The following is a 2,738-nucleotide window of genomic DNA, read 5'->3' on the forward strand; positions in this document are numbered from 1 at the left end:
AAAGAGATAGAAATAACTCGCGATCGCTTTACGATTAATTGCCCCGTTAACGGTCAAGATTTTGAAATCAGTGTGAAAGTTTTTCGCTAGTATTTTTTCAAAGTAACTAAATTAAACCCATGAAATTTGAATCCAATCAATCTCGTCAAATAAACCGTACTGTTTGCATTGGCTTAGGTGGTACTGGTAGAGATATTTTGATGCGAATTCGCCGTTTAATTGTCGAACGCTATGGCGATTTTAAACAACTACCGATAATTAGTTTCGTGCATATTGATACAGATAAGGGAGCGAGTAATACGACGGGCTTGAGAACGGGAAATAACTATCATGGTGTCGATTTGCGTTTTACCGATGCGGAAAAAGTTGCTGCAACCATGACGCGATATGAAGTAGATAATATGGTGAAGGAATTATCAAAAAATGTCAGTAATTATGATGGCTCGCCAGGAGTATATAGTAATATTTCTAGTTGGTTTCCGCCTCAGTTACTAGAAAATTTAAAAGCGATCGATGAAGGGGCGCAAGCGATTCGACCTGTAGGCAGATTAGCATTTTTTCATAATTACCGAAAAATCAAAACCGCGATTGAATCAGCAGAACAAAGAACGCGGGGACATAATGCTTTTATGCTGCGTAATAATTGGCAAGTAGATAATAAGTTAAATGTTTTTGTAGTCGGTTCTTTGTGTGGTGGTACTGGAAGCGGCATATTTTTAGATATTGCCTATTGTTTGCGTCAGATGTATGACGATAACGACGCACAAACTGTAGGTTATTTTGTGATGAGTCCTCAGCTTTATGGTGCTACTTCCGATCAATATGCAAATACTTATGCAGCATTAAAAGAATTAAATTATTATGCTAGTTCGGGAACGGTATTTCAGGCGAAGTATGACCTACAAAATTTAGAATTTGTTGATGAATCGCGCCCGCCTTTTGAATATGTTTATTTGGTTTCCGATCGCACTAAAAGTGATTACAAAATTTCTGACAAGAGCAAACTATGTAATGTGATTGCTCATAAGATTACTTTAGATTTTGCTGGGGAATTAGCACCTTTTCTTAGTGCCAATCGAGACAACTATCTTAAACTGACCATCAAAAATGACGAACACCCTAGACCAAATACCCAACGTTATTTAACCTTTGGTTTGGCAGAAATATATTTCCCCCGCGATATTGCCGTACAAGTGTCTCTCAATCGGATAAAAATAAAATTGCTAGACTTTTGGTTACAGGGAGAAGGACAAAATGCCGATCCGAATAATTTATTAGCTAGCTTTTTAGATCGCTGGTACGATCGCGATGGTAAAGATAATGGATTTGTCGATAAATTACAACAGGCGACTACTGACGGTAGCAAGACTTTTAGTAATGCTTTGAGTAGTTGGAAAAATCGATTAGAAAATGATATTGCCGAGATTCAAAACCGCGATGAAAGACAAGATGTTGTCGCCCAATTAGGTAGGGAAATTCGCAGCGAGTTTCGTAAAGTACAGCCAGGAGAAACGGAAAATAGTAGAGGAATGTGGCTGACTAGTTTGCAGGAACAAAGAAAGCATCTGACTGCCAAATATATTAAAGATATCGATACTTATTTAGGGCAATTACTCAACCCTAGTAATTTAGATTTTTCTCTGGCTAACACTCGTATTTGGTTGGAAGCTTTAACTACGGAGTTAAATAAATCTTACCGAGAATTAGAAGATCGCATTAATAGTATGAAATCGATTCATTCTTTGGAGGTAATCGAGAGAAAATGGAAAGATGCTCAACAAACTATAGAAGATATTGAAACCAAGAAAAGTCTATTCCCTAGAAATAAACAAAAAACAGGTCAAGTTCAAGATGAAGCTAAAAGAATAGTCGGGCAAATTAGCAAGCTGATTAAAGAAAACTACGAATCATCTTTATTTCGCGAAGCATTAATTATAGTCAAAGCATTGAAAAGTCACGTCACAGAACTAACTACTAAAGCTAGTGCTTTTGGCAATATTTTAAATAATGTCAAACAGCAATATGAAAAAAATGAAGAAGATCTTAAACTATTAGATGTGGATGATATGAGTGGCGAAGCTATTTTTGCCGATGCCGATACTAATACTTGTTATAAAGATCTGTTACCCGATCGCGATCGCATCTCTCAGTTAGCTTTAGTCAGTGGTAAAATTACCGAAAAAATTGGTCTAGGAGAGTCTTTAAGTAGTTGTTTGGAACGCAATATTATCGATGAGCAAAATCTTCAAACAGAAGTAAATTTAGTAGTAGATAAAATCTTTGGTGCGCGTAGTAGTTCTACAGTACAGTCGGCAGTAAAACGCTTTTTAGAAAGTTATCCCGTAAGCGATCGCGCAGTGCGTTTGGAGCAAATTATTAGAGAATCTGAACCTCTTTTAGCATTGAATACTAAAGATCCTTATTTTCGTGATGATCTAGAAAAGACTAAAAAAATTATCGGTTTTAAGGATACCGATAAGCCAGAAATAACCCAATTTAAGAATATTTTAGATAAAGATTTAGGAGTTTTAGATACTAGCAATCTTAGACCAATTCAAGCTGAAGCGGAAATTATTTTTGTTAATGAATATGGTGCTTTTCCCCTCAGACTAATTCAAAGCTTACCTAAGATGAGAGAACACTATCAACGCCATCAAAGTTACGATAGTTTCTTACATAACAATTATCAAATTGACTTTATCGACATTATTCCTCCCGACGGTTGGGAAATAAAAAGA

At 36.2% G+C, this 2,738-nt stretch carries 1 protein-coding gene; it reads left to right on the top strand.

What is annotated here, in order from left to right; all coding sequences use genetic code 11:
- Positions 1 to 119 precede the first annotated feature (119 nt).
- Positions 120 to 2,738 (top strand): tubulin-like doman-containing protein (locus AC33VI_RS23055; RefSeq protein ID WP_491784602.1); only part of this gene is annotated, 2,619 nt, incomplete at its 3' end.

Source organism: Waterburya sp. (assembly GCF_058530065.1).